This is a genomic window from Bifidobacterium sp. VU/mBH4 (B4) (genome assembly GCF_058199535.1).
This window is the reverse complement of record NZ_JBVPQJ010000003.1, coordinates 145,479-160,422: the sequence shown is the minus strand read 5'-3', so window position 1 is coordinate 160,422 and position 14,944 is coordinate 145,479. Positions and strand designations below refer to the sequence as shown.

At 57.9% G+C, this 14,944-nt stretch carries 13 protein-coding genes; 8 read left to right on the top strand and 5 right to left on the bottom strand.

The features are described 5' to 3' along the window. Window positions 1–48: 48 nt before the first annotated feature. The 6 genes from rpmF (at window position 49) to AC0AII_RS05280 (ending at window position 6,574) form a co-directional block, all read left to right on the top strand. Complete coding sequence (gene rpmF, locus AC0AII_RS05305; protein WP_015021378.1) at window positions 49–243, top strand: 50S ribosomal protein L32; 195 nt, start codon at window positions 49–51, stop codon at window positions 241–243. A 142-nt stretch (window positions 244–385) separates the two neighbouring features. After that, a complete protein-coding gene (rnc, locus tag AC0AII_RS05300; RefSeq protein WP_490446379.1) occupies window positions 386–1,147 on the top strand; it encodes a ribonuclease III in 762 nt (253 codons plus the stop codon). A 217-nt stretch (window positions 1,148–1,364) separates the two neighbouring features. Continuing rightward, window positions 1,365–3,305 (top strand): acetolactate synthase large subunit, encoded by a 1,941-nt coding sequence (locus AC0AII_RS05295; protein WP_198189623.1) that lies wholly within the window; start codon window positions 1,365–1,367, stop codon window positions 3,303–3,305. Window positions 3,306–3,319: 14 nt separating this feature from the next. Then, window positions 3,320–3,874, top strand: a complete 555-nt coding sequence (gene ilvN / locus AC0AII_RS05290; RefSeq protein WP_015021375.1) for an acetolactate synthase small subunit — start codon at window positions 3,320–3,322, stop codon at window positions 3,872–3,874. A 30-nt stretch (window positions 3,875–3,904) separates the two neighbouring features. Then, on the top strand, window positions 3,905–4,564 hold the full coding sequence (locus AC0AII_RS05285) for a sugar O-acetyltransferase (protein ID WP_490446378.1): 660 nt from the start codon (window positions 3,905–3,907) through the stop codon (window positions 4,562–4,564). 63 nt (window positions 4,565–4,627) lie between these two features. Beyond that, window positions 4,628–6,574, top strand: coding sequence for an ABC-F family ATP-binding cassette domain-containing protein (locus AC0AII_RS05280; RefSeq protein ID WP_490446377.1), 1,947 nt, complete (start codon window positions 4,628–4,630; stop codon window positions 6,572–6,574). Between the two features lie 2 nt (window positions 6,575–6,576). On the opposite strand, the gene AC0AII_RS05275 is transcribed toward AC0AII_RS05280, so the two are convergent. Continuing rightward, window positions 6,577–7,302, bottom strand: coding sequence for a type 1 glutamine amidotransferase (locus tag AC0AII_RS05275; RefSeq protein WP_490446376.1), 726 nt, complete (start codon window positions 7,300–7,302; stop codon window positions 6,577–6,579). Window positions 7,303–7,393: 91 nt separating this feature from the next. Here AC0AII_RS05275 and cysS point away from each other — a divergent pair, with 91 nt between their 5' ends. Further along, window positions 7,394–8,992: a cysteine--tRNA ligase gene (gene cysS / locus AC0AII_RS05270; protein WP_490446375.1), complete on the top strand. Its 1,599-nt coding sequence runs from the start codon at window positions 7,394–7,396 to the stop codon at window positions 8,990–8,992. Between the two features lie 77 nt (window positions 8,993–9,069). After that, a complete protein-coding gene (locus tag AC0AII_RS05265; protein WP_045923952.1) occupies window positions 9,070–10,086 on the top strand; it encodes a LacI family DNA-binding transcriptional regulator in 1,017 nt (338 codons plus the stop codon). 52 nt (window positions 10,087–10,138) lie between these two features. On the opposite strand, the gene AC0AII_RS05260 is transcribed toward AC0AII_RS05265, so the two are convergent. The 4 genes from AC0AII_RS05260 to AC0AII_RS05245 all read right to left on the bottom strand — a co-directional run bounded on the left by AC0AII_RS05260 (window position 10,139) and on the right by AC0AII_RS05245 (window position 14,583). After that, a complete protein-coding gene (locus tag AC0AII_RS05260) occupies window positions 10,139–11,272 on the bottom strand; it encodes a glycoside hydrolase family 172 protein (protein WP_490446459.1) in 1,134 nt (377 codons plus the stop codon). Between the two features lie 49 nt (window positions 11,273–11,321). Next, window positions 11,322–12,203 carry a carbohydrate ABC transporter permease gene (locus AC0AII_RS05255; protein WP_045923951.1) on the bottom strand — a complete coding sequence of 294 codons (882 nt, stop codon included), beginning with the start codon at window positions 12,201–12,203 and terminating at the stop codon, window positions 11,322–11,324. A 20-nt stretch (window positions 12,204–12,223) separates the two neighbouring features. After that, on the bottom strand, window positions 12,224–13,162 hold the full coding sequence (locus tag AC0AII_RS05250) for a carbohydrate ABC transporter permease (protein ID WP_045923950.1): 939 nt from the start codon (window positions 13,160–13,162) through the stop codon (window positions 12,224–12,226). Window positions 13,163–13,269: 107 nt separating this feature from the next. Then, window positions 13,270–14,583, bottom strand: a complete 1,314-nt coding sequence (locus AC0AII_RS05245; protein ID WP_045924249.1) for an ABC transporter substrate-binding protein — start codon at window positions 14,581–14,583, stop codon at window positions 13,270–13,272. Window positions 14,584–14,944 lie beyond the last annotated feature (361 nt).

The window sequence follows — 14,944 nt, the reverse complement described above, 5'->3', positions numbered from 1 at the left end:
ACTGCTCTACGCTTAAGCTCGAAGTATTCGATCGAAACAGAGGACAATATGGCACTGCCAAAGTACAAGACCTCGCGCGCCAACACCCATTCCCGGCGCGCCAACTGGAAGACCCAGGCCGCCGCTACGGTGACCTGCCCCAACTGCGGGGCTCCTGCGCTGCCGCACATGGCATGCCCCAGCTGCGGCATGTACCGCGGGCGCGTCTACCGCGACGCCATTCGTTCGCAGTTCAGCAAGTGAGCCGATAAGCGATCGACACGCAATGAGAGAACCCCGGCCATCGACGGGTGGCAGGGGTTTTTCCATATCATCAGACGGCAAGGCCGAGAAAGCGAGAGGGGCCATGCAGACAGGGCACTCCAGGAAGGATCAGGAAGACCATATGCAGCAGGAGGAACAGGAGCAGGCGAATCCCGGCAACCAGGCGGCTGAGGAGCTCTTCCAGGCCCTGGGCGGCAGGATCAGCCCGGAGCTGCTGGTGCACGCCCTGACCCATCGCTCCTTCGCCCATGAGCACCCGGGCATGCCCAACAACGAACGGTTGGAGTTCCTGGGCGACGCGGTTCTGGAACTGGTGGCCACCGAGACCCTGTACAAGGTTCATCCAGACATGACCGAGGGCCAGTTGGCCAAGATGCGGGCCAAAGCGGTCTCCGAGGAGGCCCTGTCGGCCATCGCCCGGGAGAAACTGCACCTGGGGCGGTATATTCTTCTGGGCCGGGGAGAGAGCGAAAACGGCGGGGCTGACAAGGACTCCATACTCTGCGACACCGTCGAATCGCTGATCGGGTCGGTCTTCGTGGAGCACGGCATCGAGGGGGCCAGGACCACCGTCCATACCATTCTTGACGACACCCTGGCCGAAGTGGCCACTGAGGGACCGGCACTGGATTGGAAGACCTCGATCACCGTCAAGGCCCACAAGCTGGGCTTGGGCGAGCCCCGGTACGCCATGACGGTCTCCGGGCCGGAATACGCTCAGGTCTTCACCGCCGAACTGCGCCTGGAGGACGGCGGGACCGTGATCGGCAAGGGCCAGGCCAGCAGCAAGCGAAAGGCCCAGCTGGCTGCTGCCGCCCAAGGGTGGAATCGGCTGGACGACCAGGATCTGCTTGCGACCCTGCGCGCCGAGCAATCCTCCTGAGATCTCAGACGGAATTCCGGCATGCGGTACTGCGCCAACGCCCCGACCAGACCCCTGTTTAGACTATGGGCATAACCTGGAGGCACGCCGTCACGAACAGCACAGGTGCCTCCTCCTGATCGGGATTCGTCCGCCCACCCCGCCGACGCTCCGACAGGTTCGTATTTCGACATGCACGGCCGCAGGTCGGCGCGCAGTCTGGAGGTCGAGAGGAAACATGAGTCTGCCGACACCTCTGCAAGCATTCAGCTCGGTACCCAAGAACTGGGACCATGACGACAAGGATGTCCCCGCCCAGGGCGAGCCCATGACGGGAGCCCAGGCGCTGATTCGGTCCCTGGAGGATCTGGGGGTCACCCAGGTCTTCGGCGTTCCAGGAGGCGCTATTCTGCCCGCCTACGACGCCATTGACGAGCAAGTGCGCTTCAACTTCACACTGACCCGCCACGAGCAGGCAGCCGGCCACGCAGCCGAGGGCTACGCCGTCTCCACGGGCAAGGTGGGGGTCTGCCTGGTGACCTCCGGACCCGGGGCCACCAACATGGTCACCCCCATAGCCGATGCCATGATGGACTCGGTTCCCCTGGTAGTGGTGACCGGCCAGGTGGGCGTGGACTCCATCGGCACCGATGCCTTCCAGGAGGCCGACATCGTCGGCATCACCTACCCGGTGGCCAAACACTCCTATCTGGTGACCAAGGCCCAGGACATCCCCCGGGTCATGACCGAGGCCTACCACATCGCCCGCTCGGGAAGGCCCGGCCCGGTGGTGGTGGACCTGAGCAAGACGGCCCAGAACGGCAAAATGCTTTACTCCTGGCCCCAGGAGATGATCCTGCCCGGCTACAACCCGGTGACGCGGGCCCACGGGCACGTCCTGGACGATGCCGCCCGGCTCCTGGTCCAGTCGCACAGACCGGTCCTCTATGTGGGCGGCGGCGCAGTCCGGTCCGACGCCCGTCGGCAGGTCCAAGAACTCGTCCGAGCTACCGGTGCCCCCATGGTCACCACCCTGCCTGCGCGAGGCATCGTACCCGACTCCGACCCAGCTGTTCTGGGAATGCCCGGCATGCACGGCACGGTGGCCGCCAACGGGGCCATCCAGCACTCCGACCTGCTGGTGGCCGTGGGCACTCGCTTCGACGACAGGGTGACCGGCAGCCTGGAGGACTTCGCCCCGGTGGCCCGGGTCATCCACATCGACATCGACCCGGCCGAAATCGGCAAGAACCGGCAGGCTGATGTACCCATCGTCGGGGACGTGGGCCAGGTGCTGGACGATCTGATTCCGGCGCTCAAAGCAGCCCAACGCACCTGGGGCAAGCCCGACCTCAAGCCCTGGTGGCGGCTGATCGACGGCTGGCGGCACGACTACCCCACCACCTTTGAGCCCAGCCCGGACGGCACCCTGGCCCCCCAGTGGGTGGTCCAGACCCTGAGCAACAAGGCCGATCCGGATACCATCTGGGTGTCCGGCGTGGGTCAGCACCAGATGTGGGCCAGCCAGTTCATCGACTTTGAACGCACCCGCTCCTGGGTCTCCTCCTGCGGGCTGGGGACCATGGGCTACGGTCTGCCCGCCGCGATAGGAACAGCCATCGGCACCAGGGAAGAGGAGGATCCGCGGCCCGTCTGGCTGATCGACGGGGACGGCTCCTTCCAGATGACCTCCGAGGAGCTGGCCACGGCCGGGCAGGCGGGACTGCCCATCCGCATCGCCATACTCAACAACTCGGTCTACGGCATGGTCCGTCAGTGGCAGACCCTCTTCTACGGCAGCCACTACTCCCAGACCAACCTGGAGGACGGTGGCGCCAAGCCCACAGACGGCAACGGCATCCCCGACTTCGTCAAACTGGCCGAGGCCTATGGCTGCCTGGGACTGCGGGCCTTTACCCAGGAACAGGCCCTGGAGGCCATCGATAAGGCCAACGCAGTGACCGACCGACCGGTCCTGATCGACTTCCGCGTCTGGAAGGATGCCATGGTATGGCCCATGGTCCCGGCAGGCGCCTCCAACGACACCATCATCTACAAGCCGGGCGTGCAGCCCCTGGCCGGCATCCGTCCTGAGCAGGAGCAGCCCGAGCCGCATGAGCAGACCGGAGCCGACCGGGCAGCCATGGCCAGCGACGCCGCCGGTCGCATGAACAAGTAGGAAAGGGGCACCACATGGCCAATTATCCAGCATCCAAGCCCGGTTCCGAACGGCACACCCTTTCCGTCCTGGTCGAGAACCGCCCCGGCGTCCTGGCCAGGGTGGCCGGCCTGTTCGCCCGGCGCGCCTTCAACATCAACTCCCTGTCCGTCTCGTCCACTGAGCGAGACGACATCTCCCGGATCACGGTCACAGCAGATGTGGAAGCCGTCCCTCTGGAACAGATCATCAAGCAGCTCAACAAGCTCCTGCATGTCCTCAAGATCGTCGAACTCAAGGGCGACGAGGCCGTGGAACGCGAACTGGTCATGATCAAGGTCAAAGCCAACGAACGCAACCGCTCCGATGTGCTGGAGATCGTCAAACTCTTCCGCGTGCGCGTGGTCGACGTCCATCCCGAGTCCCTGACCATCGAGGCCACCGGGGCCGAGGGCAAACTCGAGGCCCTGCTGCGGCTGCTGCGACCCTTTGGCATCATCGAGCTGGTCCGGTCGGGTGCCGTGGCCGTCACCCGGGGTCCCCGGGCTCTGAGCGAGAAGGTGCTGGGCTCCCAGATCACCGGCCGCTGACTCATCCTGTAATCATGGAAGGTGGTGCGCATGACTGACGATGTGACGGCAGGAATGAGCCGGACCGGCCGAATCGAATGGAAGCGGATGATATCCGGCCAGGTCTATCAGGACACCCATCCCGACATCGATCGCCAAAGGGAACGGGCCGAGAACCTCTTCCTGGAATACAACAGGACCGGCCCCGGACAGAAGCAGGAACGTCGACGGATTCTGGAAGACCTGCTGGGCCAGATAGGGCAGGATGTCGTCATCAATCCGGACTTCAGATGCGAAGTCGGTTGCAACATACGAATTGGCAGCCAGACGCTGATCAATTATGGAGCCGTCATGCTGGACAACGCTCCGATCACCATAGGCAGGAACGTGTGGATAGGCCCCGGCGCAGGGCTCTTCTGCACCAACCATGCCCTGGACTATGAAGAGCGAAAGGCTGGCGCCTGCCAGGCCCGACCCATCAAAATCTGCCAGGGAGCCTGGCTGGGCGGCCACGTAGTCGTCCTGGGAGGAGTGCGGATTGGCCGTGGAGCCGTCATCGGAGCGGGGTCTGTCGTCACCCATGACATACCGGATCAGGTAGTTGCGGTCGGCAACCCCTGCACCGTCCTACGACCTATCACCGATGCGGACGGAACCGGTTACCTGGACAGAATTCGTCAGCGTGACCAGGAGAACGACCAGGACCAATAAACCCCCTCCCTCTGAAAAGCCCACAGCTCATTCCATCCAAGGTTGGCGGTAGATTGGGGAATCATGCCCATCTATGATCTCGGTCTGGAACACGTCGCTCTATCCTTCGCCACCAAAACCATCTTTACGGATGTGACACAGGGTATCTTCGAGGGTGATCGGATCGGCATCGTGGGCCGAAACGGCGACGGCAAATCCACCCTGCTGCACCTGCTGAAAGGCAGCCAGGAACCTGACCAGGGCCGGGTGACCATGCGCAATGGACTCACCTTCGGCATGCTGGACCAGCGTGATCCTCTGAAGGACGAAGACACGGTCCGCAAGGCGGCCTTGGAGAATCGACAAGACTACGAATGGGCTGCCGACCCCAGATCCCGCGAAATCGTCGAGTCCCTTCTGGGGGGCATGGAGCTGGAGGCCAAGGTGGGCACCCTGTCCGGCGGTCAGCGCCGCAGGGTGGACCTGGCCCGGCTGCTCCTCCGGGATTGGGACATCCTGGCCCTGGATGAGCCGACCAATCATCTGGACCTGCTCACCATACACTGGCTGGCCGAGCATCTGAAGAACCGCTGGGCCAAGAATTCCGGAGCCCTCCTGCTGGTCACCCACGACCGCTGGTTCCTGGACGAGGTCTGCAGCTCCATGTGGGAGGTGCACGACGGCACCATCGACCCCTTTGAGGGTGGCTACAGTGCCTACATGCTCCAGCGGGTGGAACGCGAGCGCCAGGCGGATCTGGCCGAGACCAAGCGCCGCAACCTGGCCCGCAAGGAACTGGCCTGGCTGACCCGAGGCGCCCGGGCCCGCTCAACCAAGCAGAAGTTCCATGTCAAGGCCGCGCAGGAGCTGATCGCCGACGTGCCACCCATGCGCAACAGCCTGGAGCTTAAGCGGATGGCCACCTCCCGCCTGGGCAAGCAGGTGGTGGACCTGGTCGACGTGACCAAGATCTATCCAGGGGCCGACTCTGTTGCCGACGGAAACCAGAACGACCGGGTCCCCTCCCCCCATGCCGAGCGCCCTCTGATGGGATCAGTGACCGTGGCCGCCGATCCCGGCAAGGACCGTCCGGGCACTGCAGCGGCCGACACCTTCACCATCAGCGGACACAAGGTCCTGGACGACGTGACCTGGCTGATCGGCCCCGGCGACCGATTCGGCATCGTAGGCGCCAACGGAGCCGGCAAGTCCACTCTGCTGGGTCTGATCGACGGCAGCGTGGCTCCCACAGCAGGACACGTCAAGGTGGGCAAGACAGTCCGCTTTGCGGTGCTGACCCAACGTCTGGACGAGCTGGAGAAACTGGGTCGCTATCGGATCAAGGAGGTCCTCAGCCGGTACAAGCCCACCTATCTGGTGGAGGGCAAGGAGGTGTCCCCCAGCCAGCTGATGGAGCGCTTGGGCTTTGAAAGCTCCCAGCTGATGACCAGGATCGGCGACCTCTCTGGCGGACAGAAGCGCCGCATGCAGCTCCTGCTCATCCTGCTGGACGAGCCCAATGTGCTGGTCATGGACGAGCCTGGCAACGACCTGGATACCGACATGCTGGCCGTCATGGAAGACATGCTGGATTCGTGGCCAGGCACTCTGATCGTGGTCTCCCACGACCGCTACCTGCTGGAGCGGGTGACCGACCAGCAGTTCGCCCTGATCAACGGCAAGGTGGTTCACCTGCCCGGCGGTGTCCAGGACTACCTGGACATGGTCGAATCGGCCGACCGGGGAGCGGCGGATGCACCGGGCCAGGCATCAGCCAAGGAGACCGGGAATCACAACCAGGCCAAGGCCGAACGTGTTGCCAAGCGCAATCTGAGCAAGCAGGCCTCTGCCATCGAACGCAAGCTGGCCAAGCTGGCTGATCAACGCAAGGATCTTGAGCGACAGATGGCTGAGCATGACCCCAGCGACTATCAGGGTCTCAACGAGCTCAACAGCAAACTCAAGGATCTGACCGAGCAGTCGGACCAGCTTGAGGAGGAGTGGCTGATCATCGGGGAGGAGCTGGAGTAGCCTCAGGCGGCGGCCAGCTGGGCGGCCTGGGTTGAGCACCTTGCCGCAAAGGCAGAAAAGATGGCATCGGCTAGGGGCTGCATCTGCGGCATCCCTTTGATAAATTCTTCGCGCATTTTAGCGATCTTGGACTTCTTCATCGTGCCGACCATGCTCGGCACCTGCATCCACTCCTCGAAAATGGGCGCCGTCACCTCCAGGTGGAACTGCAGGCCCAAGGCCGATCCAAGCCGAAAAGCCTGAACCTTGGTTGCCTGGGAGCGGGCCAGAAGCTTGGCCCCCGGCGGGAGGGTGACCTGGTCGGCGTGCCAGTGCAGCACATCCGTGTTCTTGCTCCACATGGCCACGTCGTCGTCCTGCCCCACCCACCGGATGGGCCCCATGCCGTATTCGGGATCCTGGTCCCGCATCAGGGTGCCTCCCAGGGCCCGCGCCAGAATCTGATGACCCAGGCAAATCCCCAGAATGGGCTTGTTGGCAGCCATCGCAGCCTTAGCCAGCTTGGTCTCAGCCTTGAGTCCAGGGTGATGCGCGTAATCGTCAGCCGACATGGGCCCGCCCATGATGACCAGTCCCGCCAACTCAGGCGAGCGCGGCAGCTTGGGCTTCTTCTCGTCCACGATATTGGTGATCTCGGTGTCCAGCCCGCACTCCTGGAGGTTGTCGAGAATGCGACCCGGCTTCTCCCAATCCACATGCTGGACTATCAGCACCCTAGGTTTCGCCATGATTCCATTCTTGCACACATGCCGCCGGACCGGGTCTGCAGGCTCGGCATTTCCTCTTGGACGGTCAGCAAGCCTTGGTAGGCTCAAGGATATGGATACGAGTTCGCAACCGCATGATTCCAAGGCTTCAGTCAGCCTCGCCGCAGCTGGTCTGCGTCTGTACGACACGGCTGATCACCAGGTGACCCCCTTCCGGCCTATCGAACCGGGCAAGGTTGGCATCTACGTGTGCGGGGCCACGGTGCAGAGCTCGCCCCACATCGGCCACATCAGGACCACCTTGGCCTTCGACGTGATCAGGCGCTGGCTGCTCAGGCTGGGCTACCAGGTGACCCTGATCCGCAACGTGACTGATATCGACGACAAAATCCTGACCAAGGCGGCGGCCAACGGCCAGCGCTGGTGGGAGCGGGCCTACATCTACGAGCGCGAATTCACCCATGCCTATGAGACCATGGGAGCCCTGCCACCCACCTACGAGCCCCGAGCCACCGGGCACATCCCCGAGATGATCGACCTGATCCAGCGCATCATCGACCGCGGCCACGCCTATGTGGTGCCCGACGAACAGGGCCGCCCATCAGGCAACGTCTACTTCGACGTGGCTTCCTGGCCCGAGTATGGTGCCCTGACCCACCAGCAGACCGGCACCCAGCCCGCTGACGAACAGGCCGCCGCCAACGACCGGCTGGGACCCAGCATCGACACCGATGAGCAAGCTGCCGACCCCGATGAGGAGCCCGGCAAGCGCGACCCCCGCGACTTCGCACTTTGGAAAGCGCCCAAGCCCACCGATCCACCCACGGCTCGTTGGCAAACACCCTTCGGCACAGGTCGGCCGGGCTGGCACCTGGAATGCTCGGCCATGAGCCACCGCTATCTGGGCGCGGAGTTCGACATCCACGGAGGCGGCCTGGACCTGCGCTTCCCCCACCACGAGAACGAGATGGCCCAGTCGCACGCAGCCGGCTGGGGGTTCGCCCATCGGTGGATGCACACGGCCTGGGTGACCCAGAAGGGCGAGAAGATGAGCAAGTCCCTGGGCAACGGGCTGTCCGTGGACCAGGTGCTTTCGCAGCATCCGGCCTGGGTGGTGCGCTACGCCTTGGTCTCGGTGCAGTACCGGTCCATGCTGGAATGGTCCGACCAGTCCCTGCAGGAGGCCGAGGGCGCCTACGAGCGCATCCGCAACTTCGTGGACCGGGCCGGGCGGATCCTGGGCGCACAGCCCGAGCGTGCCCGCGTGGCTGGACTGGGCGCGGATGATCTGCCGGAGGACTTTGTGCAGGCCATGAATGACGACATCAACGTCTCAGAAGCCCTCGCATCTATATTCGCGCTAATTCGACGCACTAATACAATCATGGATCAGCTAAGCAACTCGAAAAGAGCCAACAAAGATTCATCTATGACCCAGGTCTCCCAAGCTCTCCTGTCCGTGCGCGGCATGTTGGATGTCTTTGGCCTTGACCCCTTATCGGAGCAGTGGAACCATAACGGTGGATCGCAATTAGCAGGTTCATGTGAAAAGGCGTTGGACACGTTGGTACGCGCGCGGCTCGATAGTCGAGAAAGAGCCCGAAAGGCTAAGGACTTCAAGTTAGCTGATCAGATCCGTGAAGAGCTTGCGGCAAGTGGTATCACCATCATGGACACTTCCAGCGGACCGACGTGGACCTCGAATTGCTGACTGCATGCACTTGCAGAGTCGACCGGAGTGCCAAAAGCCATCGGTCGTAGCCTTAAAATCCAATACCAGAGGAAATCATGACCGATATTCGCGATGTCGCCAAAATGGCAGGGGTTTCCGTCAGCACTGTTTCCTACGCTTTCTCAGGAAAGCGGCCAATATCTGCAACCACGTACCAACGCATAATGGACGCGGTCAAAAAACTGGGATACACACCTAATGCAGGTGCACGCATGCTACGTGCAGAGCATAAACACATAGTCGCTATTAGCGCTCCCCTTCGTTTAGGGCAGAACCGTACGGCCTATGCTGACTATTTCATTGAATTCGCTCGCCAGGAGCATTTACGCGGATATGACTCCTTGCTACTGACTGCTGAAAATGGTGTAGAGGATATTCGCCGAGTCACCTTAGGAAATCTCGCAGATGGCGTTGTCCTTATGGATATTGTGAATGATGATATTCGCGCTGCACAGGCATCTACATATAAACGACCATGCGTGGCCATCGGCCTTCCCCGATGCCATGAAAACTGTGCCTGTATTGATTTGGATTTTGAGAAGATGGGTCGAATCGCCATCGAAAACATGGTTCAAGCGGGCCGCCGCCGTTTGATTTTCCTCAAAGGCCCGGATCAGGATTATCGTCGACGCTCTGGATACCGACTCATCCTGCTAGCTAGTTTGCGCAAATGGGCCGCCCAATATAATGCCGAGTTTCATGAAATATCAAATGGAGTAGCCAATCAAACCCAATATGCGAATCGGGTCCTCAAAGCTATGGCGACGCATAAGGCCAATGGTCTGATAAGCGAGATCAGACCAGTCGTCTTGGATGCGGTTTTAGGTCGAATAGCAGAAAGCGGCCTATCCATACCAGATGACGTAGCAGTAATGTCCTGCGCAGCTGACACCCCAAGCGAAACCTTGAAAGCATTGCACATCTCCGAGATGCCTCTAACACCGGATACACTTTGTGTAGCTGCATCAGACATGCTGACAAAGGCAATCGAGGGCAATCAAGATGTTGCAGGGCAGGTCAAGCTCCAAGACCCGCTGCTGATCCAGCGTCAATCAGTTCCCACCATCGAATGAGCACAATAAGCGACTGAACTAGCCATAATCTCAGTTCAGCCGCTTTTCAGTATCAGCGAGGACGCCGATCACGCTCCGTTACCTGCGTTATCTCATCTGCGAATGGATCGTGGGGTTCACACTGGTACCAATAGGCTACGCTCGCTATATCATCCTGCCGTTCGAAATACCCATTTTCATCCACACCAATCTGTTGGACGGTGACACGGATATCGTGATTGAAATGAATGGGATCGGGGATGTGCCAGCGATACAAACCACGCATGACCGGGCTGGATGTATCCCAATACTCGCTCTGACGCTTGCTGCTCAGATTGCTTGAGCGGAAGGGGAAACCCATATAAGTCCCACAGTAGGTCTGTTCAACCATCTTGCCGTCGGCATCGTGGGCCGCAAAACTCCAAGCTCCACCAAAATAGTCCTCACATCCAGTTGAGCACCATGTAGGATACTGGCCGTCTCCATCAAGGTAAATCTTGATCTCGCCCTCTCCCCACCAACGGCTCTCAAGAGTTGTCAAAGCCAAATATGTTCCTACATACGAGCCAGTGCCGCTTACACCGTCAAGGATGGTATAGTCATGGGCCAATTGAGTGATTTTCTGACGCCGCCATTGCGCATGAAAAGTCATGGCATCCGTGGGAAGATCATCAACCTCGTCATAATCAATCTGATAGAAGAAAGCAGGAATCGCCTCGTTATGCTCGTTCCTCAGGATAATCCTAGCCTCACTGTGAAACGGCATGGGAAAGAAGCAGTTGAATCCCCTATTTGGATAGACGGCCATCGGCATGGATTCAACTCTGCAAGCTCGGGCATGACCGCAACAGAAGAAGTCCCCAAGAGGCGAACAGACCGATGGACTGTCTTCGCCATCCCAGTAGCACTCCAATATCAGGTTACGCAGCACATTGGGACCTGTGGGCGAGGTCGAATCAGTAACGGTCATCCAAATATGGCGTATGATGCCTGATCCCTTAATGTCCGCAAGAACCGTATGGCTCCCTGGAGCGATATTTTTCAAGCAGGGAGTTCCCTTGCGCGCAACACCCAGCTGGCTGGCCGACATGGCTGCCTTGCCTTTATCACCGTTCGGATTTTCAGCATTGATGCAACGAGATCGCTCATTCGAGGGGAACACGAGTGCATCCATTCCGATCGCTCCCCCACGGTTGTTAATAACCATTTTGTCCTCCTGAAGATGCTCCAACTTGGAAATCATTTTCTTCGATGTTCTACTTAACCGACCCCGCAACGATTCCTTGGGACAGCTTCCTCTGGAAGAAGACGAAGAAGACGATCGTGGGAATTATACTAAGCAAGGCCGCAGCAGCCAGATCAGTGGCGGCCATAGTATGCTGACCTTGCATAGTCGCCAGCGCCAAGGGGACCGTCTGAACACTGTCACTCATCAGGAAAGCCATGGGAATCATATATTCATTCCAAGTCCAAATGAAGAAGAAAACGAACAGTACGCTGATAGTAGGCCAAGAAACCGGGAGGACGATTCGCAAAAGCGTCTGCCAGCGAGATGCACCATCAACTGTGGCCGCCTCTAGGATCGCCTGTGGAAAAGTGCCATAAACAGCAGAAAGCAGGTATGTCCCATATGCACTTTGAATAATAGTGAAGATGATGATCATCGACCATTGGGTGTTGTATAGCCCGATAGCCTTGAACATGATATACAGCGGGTACAGTAGTGCCTCTTGCGGCACCATGTTTGCCAACATGATAAAAAGCAGAATCACAGTATTTCCTTTGACTCGTCCTATTCCGAGGGCGAACGAGTTCAAAACCGACAACAAGACCCCAACCACTGAAACAACCAACGATATAAGCAAGGAGTTCGCAAACTTCATTGGGAAATCAGTGGTGTTCCAGAAGGAAATCACCCCCTCAAGACTCATATGCGCCGGGAATGAAAGGGGGCCCGTCATGTTGTAATCCTCTGTGGTCTTGAAAGCGTTCAAGGCCAGGATCACAAGGGGGAACAGCATCACTACGGCCCCCAGCACCAGCAATATAAGCGCTGCCCAATTCCCCCATGACCTTATATGTTTAGCGTGGCCCAATGGTGCGGTATCAGCAATTTGCTCTGACATTTGACTACTCATTTTGCTTCCTTAAGGATGAATTAATCCATGTTCTTCTCGACATGCTTCTGCACTGCAGTGAAAGCAATCGAGAAGATAATGATGACTACCGTAAGAGCTGTAGAAATGGCCGCCCCGTAACCCACCTGTTGTATCTGGAAGAACTGGTTGTATGAGTAATATGAAGGGACCATTGTCGACGTGCCAGGGCCGCCTTTGGTCAGAAGGAATACAGGGGCAAATGTTTTGAGCGCGCCTATCGTCGAAGTCAGCACCACGACCAATAACTCGGGAACAATCGATGGCAATGTGACAACATGGAATTTCTGCCACCAGTTAGCACCATCAAGGCTGGCAGCCTCATACAATTCAGGATCCACACGCTGCAGGCCGGACATGAAAATGACGATTGGATACCCTAGCTGAATCCATATCAGAATAATCATCAATACCGGCAAAGCGGTTTTTGTCGAGCCCAGCCAATTCTGCTGCAGCGAACTCAGACCCACCTTAGCCAGCAGATCGTTGACTGCTCCATCTTCTGGCCTGAATATCCAGCCCATAATGATCGTAGCCACAGCCACTGGCAGAACCTGGGGCAGATAGTAGAGCGCTCTAAGCGATGAGGATGCACGTGGACCGAACTTCTTCTGAATTACATCCGTCAAAGCCGATGAGATCAATAAGCCCAGTATCGTTGGTATCACTACAATAGCGACGATGATCCATAAAGAATGGCTGAAAGACACCCAAAAAGTCTTGTCACTCATGAGGCGTCGCCAGTTTTTGCCGCCTATCCAACGGGTGGGCCCGACTCCCCTCCACCTCGTAAAGCTCAGATATATATTCCATCCGATTGGCACGATGACTATTGCGAAGATACCTATCAGCCCCGGCAGCAGGTAGGGCACGAATCGCGATGGCCGACTTCCGGGGATGCGCGAATGGGCGACGGTCCTGTGGTCTTTACGTAACGACACGATTACATCTCCTAAATGCCCCGAACAAAACCGAATAACTTGGATTCGGGGCTGTCACAAAGCCGGGCACTCACGCGTTTAAAGCACCCGGCATAAAGAGTTCTTTGTCAGTTGTCATCAAGACCCATTTGCGAGACTCCATCGTCATAATCCTTGTGAAGCGTTTGAAGGATTTCCGAGGGCTTCTTGGTCCCGTTGACCAGTTCCTGGAAAGCGGCGGGCATAGCATCGGTAAGATTCGGCGCTGGATAATCTGGATAGTAACTCATGCGGTTCGCCTTGGCAGCATCGTTGTATTCCTGCACAAGTTCGCGACTCTTGGTATCTGTAATGGCACTAGAATCAGCATGGACAGGCACACCACCATGGTTACCAATGAAATTCTGGATCTCATCAGAAAGCACAATGTCGATATATTGTGCAGCCAGATCCTTGTGCTTGGCTTTTTCCGGTATCACCAGAAGATTGCCGGCGCACCCCTCGACCATCTTTGAATCTGGGAAAATGGCCGCCGTCCAGTCAAAGTTCTTGATCTGTTCCATGAACCTGTTCTGATTCCAGCTGCCCGTCTGATAAATCGGATATTCTCCACGGATAAAAGCGGTAGTGGTATCTTCCGCCTTCATCCCGGTGGCGTTTCGCGAGATATACCCCTTATCAAACCAATCCTTGATGGTATCTGTAGCAAATGTCAGCGGCTCACTACGCCAATTGACCTTGTGCTTGTATAGTTGCCAGTCATCAACGAACTTTCTGTCTGCCTTGGTCATAGCCAGTTGCCACCACAACCATAAAACGCCGAATTCACCAGCATCCGCTGTAATGGGAGTCACGCCCTTATCCTTAAATGCTTGGAGCACCTGGGTAAACTCACTGTAGGTCTTGGGAATCTGTAAACCGTATTTGGCAAATATGTCCTTGTTGTAGTACACACGCTGCATTTCCGCATACGAGGGAATGCCATACCAGGTATCCCCATCCATAACACCTCTCTTGTCATACTTGCCTACAGCCGCCGCCTGACCGGTAACTTTCTTGTCCCATCCATATTTCTTCACATACGGTTTCAAATCAGTCAACAGGTTCTGCGTAGACAGCACTCCAGCAGAACCATTACCCCTGTTTGACTTCATGACGTCGGGCGCTTGATCTGAATTCAAAAACTGGCTGCCATTCTGGGCTATCTGAGTGAAAGACTTGACCTCGAATTTCACCTTGATTCCAGTCTTTTTGGTAAAGATCTCAGCTGCACGATGCCAGCCTCTATCCTGCCCGCTTGCCGGCTCACCATAATCCCAGACCAAGATGCTGTCTGGCTTACCCGTCGACTCTGCAGAACTGCTATTAGACCCGCACCCCGCAAGCGGCGTAGAAGCTAGCGCCATCGCTAAGCAAGCACCGAGCAATTTACATGTCTTCATATTCCACTCCTCCATTGGCTGGAATTTATCTTTTCAATGGGCATGTTGTTATGAGGGATCAATCCGTAACAACATTCAGCTCTTTCCTCTTATGCGATTCTCATCATCTCTGAAGTAATCGAATCGTTTCGACAATTATAACACGGCACCCCATGCTGTCAAAATGACCACTCTACTTTGCTAGACATTTCCTTAGAGGTTTAAATCGAGACACCTTCTTGGTACTGAGCAATCAAATCCACTAAGAGGTAGGAGGAGTCCCCCTGTCCCGCACCTTGTCCGAACGTTTCAAATAGGGGGAGGGGGGTAACCAAAAACAACTGAGCAGAGTGTGCCCATCTGGTTGTATTGCAGCATCTGA

Coding starts and splice junctions, on each gene's coding strand:
- AC0AII_RS05275 (WP_490446376.1), bottom strand. CDS start 7,302: ATGGCGAAACCTAGGGTGCTGATAGTCCAGCATGTGGATTGGGAGAAG.
- cysS (WP_490446375.1), top strand. CDS start 7,394: ATGGATACGAGTTCGCAACCGCATGATTCCAAGGCTTCAGTCAGCCTC.
- rnc (WP_490446379.1), top strand. CDS start 386: ATGCAGCAGGAGGAACAGGAGCAGGCGAATCCCGGCAACCAGGCGGCT.
- AC0AII_RS05260 (WP_490446459.1), bottom strand. CDS start 11,272: ATGGTTATTAACAACCGTGGGGGAGCGATCGGAATGGATGCACTCGTG.
- AC0AII_RS05295 (WP_198189623.1), top strand. CDS start 1,365: ATGAGTCTGCCGACACCTCTGCAAGCATTCAGCTCGGTACCCAAGAAC.
- AC0AII_RS05280 (WP_490446377.1), top strand. CDS start 4,628: ATGCCCATCTATGATCTCGGTCTGGAACACGTCGCTCTATCCTTCGCC.
- AC0AII_RS05285 (WP_490446378.1), top strand. CDS start 3,905: ATGACTGACGATGTGACGGCAGGAATGAGCCGGACCGGCCGAATCGAA.
- rpmF (WP_015021378.1), top strand. CDS start 49: ATGGCACTGCCAAAGTACAAGACCTCGCGCGCCAACACCCATTCCCGG.
- AC0AII_RS05265 (WP_045923952.1), top strand. CDS start 9,070: ATGACCGATATTCGCGATGTCGCCAAAATGGCAGGGGTTTCCGTCAGC.
- AC0AII_RS05245 (WP_045924249.1), bottom strand. CDS start 14,583: ATGAAGACATGTAAATTGCTCGGTGCTTGCTTAGCGATGGCGCTAGCT.
- ilvN (WP_015021375.1), top strand. CDS start 3,320: ATGGCCAATTATCCAGCATCCAAGCCCGGTTCCGAACGGCACACCCTT.
- AC0AII_RS05255 (WP_045923951.1), bottom strand. CDS start 12,203: ATGAGTAGTCAAATGTCAGAGCAAATTGCTGATACCGCACCATTGGGC.